This is a genomic window from Candidatus Hodarchaeum mangrovi, assembly GCF_975850365.1.
The window spans coordinates 1-4,168 of the sequence record NZ_CDLCQJ010000061.1; the positions used below are offsets into that span (position 1 = coordinate 1).

A 4,168-nucleotide genomic window follows, 5' to 3' on the forward strand; every position below is an offset into this window, starting at 1 on the left:
ATCTTACAAAAGAAATTCAATCTATTAAAGTTCCTGTATACTTTTTTGAAGGCAAATGTGATATGACAACGCCCGTTGTTCTTGTTGAGAAATTTTATGACAACTTAAATGCTGAAAAGGGAAAAAATCTCATAATTTTTGAAAATTCAGGTCATCTCCCAATGATAGAAGAAAAAGGAAAATACGAGGAATTATTGATAAATGTTGTTTTGAAAAAAAGTCAGAATAATGAATGAAGAAAATAAAAGGGAACCTAATATAACAGAAAATGCTACTCTTACTTTCAGCAATTGGAGATGTTTCCTCTGGAAGATTTGATAGTAAAATCTTTCTATGATACTAGGGATTTACTCAAAACAGTGTTCCTCTCTATCGCTTAAACCCACTTGGTTGTCATTATAGTCAATGTTTCACTACATACAACTGAGGTCTCACCATTATCTGTCAAAAAGCTGTATGGCATACTTCCATAAAAGCACAGGTTGGACAAACACGAAAGCTTACATAAAGAAGCATTCCTACAAGTGAAACTATAAAACCAATTAATCCAATCAAAGCAAATACAGAAAAACCTAAAAAGAACGAAATAGGTATGAAAATAATAGGGCCCAGCCATAGTATATACGAATGGAAAAACCATTTTTTCGCACACGTCACATGTTTATCCAAGTAAGTTTCTTTCCATTCATCTACAGATAATAGAATCGTTGTTGTCTTTCCCGTCTTTTCATCAATTGTAGTTTCTCTTACTTTGTAATAACAATAATGGCAATGTTTAATTGGCCATACGAATAAATTAAACCAGACAGAATATAATAAATACACTACAGCAACCCATATACTAAAAAATGCAATCCCCACAGTGCTAAAAGTTATTAACCCTACCCTAAAAACCAATACAAGTACTGAATTATTGTATGGACACTTAGGATAGAATAGATGCCGTACCCCTAATTGATGTATTTCAGTCATATTTTTATTCTTCCTATTCAACTTGATGCAGGATTTTAATCTTTTATAATTAAAAAATTTGTTATTTCTTTTTTAATTGAAAAACTGTTAAGACACAAAGTAATCATGCAATACACCTAGCAGAGACATTCTTTAATTTCTTTAGAAATCATACTAGAGGGAGAAATATCCTGTTTCTTTTCAATGTCGGAGTTGTTACCTTTACTTATCCAAACGTTCGATAGTAATATCAGGAAGACCCCACTATATATCCATACTGAATAGAATTGTTGTAAAAAAATGAATTCTAAAATGAATGGGATAATAACCTGAAATAATTGCAAAAAGGAAGTGCTAATTGAACCTAGCCTAGCTATGGCCCAGTTCCAGAAACCTAAGGCAATAAAAGTTGGGAAAATCCCTAAAAATAAGATATAAGGCACCAATTCTAGATGAATCTGAAAAGATAATCCACCACTAATCATTGAAAGAAGAAATAGAGCAAGAAAAGTATGAAAGAGACTAGCATATGTAAAACTCATAAGATCAAATTCTTTACTCTCTGATTTTTTTACATTCAGAAATTTTCCAGTTATAACGGCGTAAAAACCCCACATGAAAGCAGCAAATATCAAGATAATGATCCCTATTATAGAAGAATTGGAAAAATTTGCCCAATCCCCATTAAAACTTATTAAAAAAATACCTAATAGTCCAACGATTCCAATTACTGTTATTTTCCAGCTTAATGGAGTTCCTTCAATCTTCCAAGCAAGAAACGGGACAAGGAATATATAAAAGGATGCAAGTAATGAAGCTAGGCCTGGTGTTGTAATATCTTGACCAATGGTTGCCGTTAGATACCCCAAAGCATCTAACCATCCTAATATTATGACAGTTTTTCCTGATAACATTGAAAATCCTTTTCGTCCCTTTATTAGAAGTATGATGAAGGAAAATACCAATACTCCTACTCCAAATCTAAGAGTTGTTGTTTGAAGGGGTGTGAGAGAAACTAGTGCTACTTCAATAACTAATGGGGTGATTCCCCAAATAATATTTGATAGAAAAAGTACAAACTGTGCACTACGATGAGATGGCAATGCATTGAAATCGAAGATTCTCAGGGATGATTTAATTAGAAGTGAAATATTATCTAGTTTTTGCATGCATGGATACAATGCTTCGAGATATAATAAATTATAACCTCCATATGACGGTATAGCGAATTACTTAACTGTCATATGTCGGAAAAGTTATATAGTGAAGGCAATTTTTTTTCCTTGGAGAGTTCAATGTTATACCAATTCATACTTGAAATTCAACACGATTGCAAATTTTCAGTCTTTTCACAAAATCATCCAAAAGTTGAAATCCAACGTTGGTGTAATACTGAAAATGATATTATTGAATTAAAAGGAGCTAAGAACGATCTTGAAGTAGCAATCACAGATGTAAAAGAGTCCCTAGGAAATGTTATTACTATTTTTCCTGATCAATGTCATATTCAACTCGTTGTGGACCTTTGTTATTATGATGTACTTCGTTTAGATAAAATTTTCAACAGATATAATTGTCTTGAACTTCCACCAGTGAAATATTTTGCAGGACGAGAAATTAGCAATCTTATTGTTACACCAGAAGATGCAGGATTAATCCTTGAAGATATTCGTAAGGAAGATCCTAGTGCCAAAGTGAATGTATTAAAACTTGCGCCTCTGAAGAGTGCTGCTGAACCGTATCCATTTTATCTTCCTTTAGATCGCTTGAAAAATGATTTAACCTCAAAACAACAAGAAGCACTTAAGCTTGCCTATACTAAGGGATATTACGAGTTACCAAGAAGTGTTTTCTTAGAAAACCTGGCTAAAGAGCTTAACATCCATCGTAGAACTTATGAAGAACATCTTAGAAGGGCGGAAAAGAAAATAATGAGCTACTTAGTTCCCTCCCTTATGCTTTAACCGTAAATGTTGGTCATAATACCCGTAATTTTATTGACATCATTTGGAAAAATCTCTAATTCATTCATATTGTGTAAAAGAACATCTAAGTTTCCCCCAGTATCGAAGAGTATCTTTTCATTGTCAATTGAAATCCAAAACGATTGAACATGAGCTCCTCGAAGATTGCTATTATCAGGAGATTCATTTGAATAAATATTTATTATCGTTGCTTGCATATGAAAACTCATCTCAAGCTAGATGTCACTTCGTTATAACATAATAGAGCTTTCAATTGATTAAAAAATTTTGGACATTAGGATAGAAGTCATATAATATTTTTTTAAAAAGATTGGATTCTGAATCTGATTAGGTTTAGAAAGCCATACAGCTTAGAGATCTTCCCAGTCTAAAGAATGATAATGCAATATTCTGATTTTATTGGTCTTTTTTCCGTATTAATAAAACTATAGCTAAGAAAACTCCAAAGAAGGAGAAAGTAGAACTTTTCGATTCCAAGGAACCACTGAAAAATAGGATCTTTGAAAGATTCGCTTGATATGGTAATAAATTATTCTTTGATACTGTGATGTTTACCTGTTCAAATTGACCAATATCAATCGGAAGAGTAATCTTTCCTTCTGAATTAGTAATACCTCTCCAATAATAAGTAGAATTAGTTAAGGTAATCCATGCGTTATCTACTGGTTCATTATTTGAAACCACAATTAATTGGTTGGTATTATTTATTTTAAAACTCTCTAACTTTGAAGGAATCTTAGTCCATATTGGAACTTCAGGATCCCCCATTAAATTATACTGAGTGAGAGTCCTTAAATCTTGATCCTCATTTCTCAGATTTGACTTACAATCTTCTGCGTACGCATTTTTTGCTAATGCTAAAGCTTTTCCAGGATGATTAGAATTTTCAGTGAAAATTCTTAGCCAAAACCGATATAATAAACCTTGGGTAACCCAACACTTGTAATTATCTGTATAAATCTCATTATCATAATAAGCTGACTTTGAGCTTCCTATACAGCCAATTCCACAATTTCTAACAATATACTCAGTTAAAGAGGTTCCTCCATTAAAAGTTCCTGTTGCACAGGCAGCTAAAAAATATAATCCATTTTTACCATAAGTTTCAAATTCAGTGGACGTTGAAATAAACATTTCCGATTCTAAACTATCCACTCCCCAATCAAATAAATTATCACCATCTACATCTTCAGTGAAAATACTTCTATACATTCCCGTTGATGATCCATGAG

5 protein-coding genes and 1 pseudogene are annotated in these 4,168 nt (G+C 32.4%); 2 read left to right on the forward strand and 4 right to left on the reverse strand.

What is annotated here, in order from left to right:
* Positions 1-236: pseudogene (locus ACWVCY_RS06300) on the forward strand (alpha/beta fold hydrolase); the annotation flags it as partial.
* A gap of 208 nt (positions 237-444) precedes the next feature.
* Here ACWVCY_RS06300 and ACWVCY_RS06305 read toward each other — a convergent pair.
* Positions 445-972, reverse strand: a complete 528-nt coding sequence (locus ACWVCY_RS06305; protein ID WP_455141242.1) for a hypothetical protein — start codon at positions 970-972, stop codon at positions 445-447.
* A gap of 116 nt (positions 973-1,088) precedes the next feature.
* Entirely contained in the window at positions 1,089-2,120 is a 1,032-nt protein-coding gene (locus tag ACWVCY_RS06310; RefSeq protein ID WP_455141243.1) for a DMT family transporter, read from the reverse strand.
* A 126-nt stretch (positions 2,121-2,246) separates the two neighbouring features.
* On the opposite strand from ACWVCY_RS06310, the gene ACWVCY_RS06315 reads away from it, so the two are divergent.
* Positions 2,247-2,915: a helix-turn-helix domain-containing protein gene (locus ACWVCY_RS06315; RefSeq protein ID WP_455141245.1), complete on the forward strand. Its 669-nt coding sequence runs from the start codon at positions 2,247-2,249 to the stop codon at positions 2,913-2,915.
* Here ACWVCY_RS06315 and ACWVCY_RS06320 read toward each other — a convergent pair.
* Both ACWVCY_RS06320 and ACWVCY_RS06325 read right to left on the reverse strand, forming a co-directional pair.
* A complete protein-coding gene (locus tag ACWVCY_RS06320) occupies positions 2,912-3,133 on the reverse strand; it encodes a hypothetical protein (protein WP_455141247.1) in 222 nt (73 codons plus the stop codon). The two genes, ACWVCY_RS06315 and ACWVCY_RS06320, sit on opposite strands and share 4 nt — an antisense overlap.
* A 199-nt stretch (positions 3,134-3,332) precedes the next feature.
* The coding region (locus tag ACWVCY_RS06325; protein ID WP_455141249.1) for a C25 family cysteine peptidase at positions 3,333-4,168 on the reverse strand (836 nt) is incomplete at its 5' end.

What these genes read in the sequence shown, in the direction of transcription:
- ACWVCY_RS06320 (WP_455141247.1), bottom strand. Translation starts at nt 3,133, where the DNA reads ATGCAAGCAACGATAATAAATATTTATTCAAATGAATCTCCTGATAAT.
- ACWVCY_RS06305 (WP_455141242.1), bottom strand. Translation starts at nt 972, where the DNA reads ATGACTGAAATACATCAATTAGGGGTACGGCATCTATTCTATCCTAAG.
- ACWVCY_RS06315 (WP_455141245.1), top strand. Translation starts at nt 2,247, where the DNA reads ATGTTATACCAATTCATACTTGAAATTCAACACGATTGCAAATTTTCA.
- ACWVCY_RS06310 (WP_455141243.1), bottom strand. Translation starts at nt 2,120, where the DNA reads ATGCAAAAACTAGATAATATTTCACTTCTAATTAAATCATCCCTGAGA.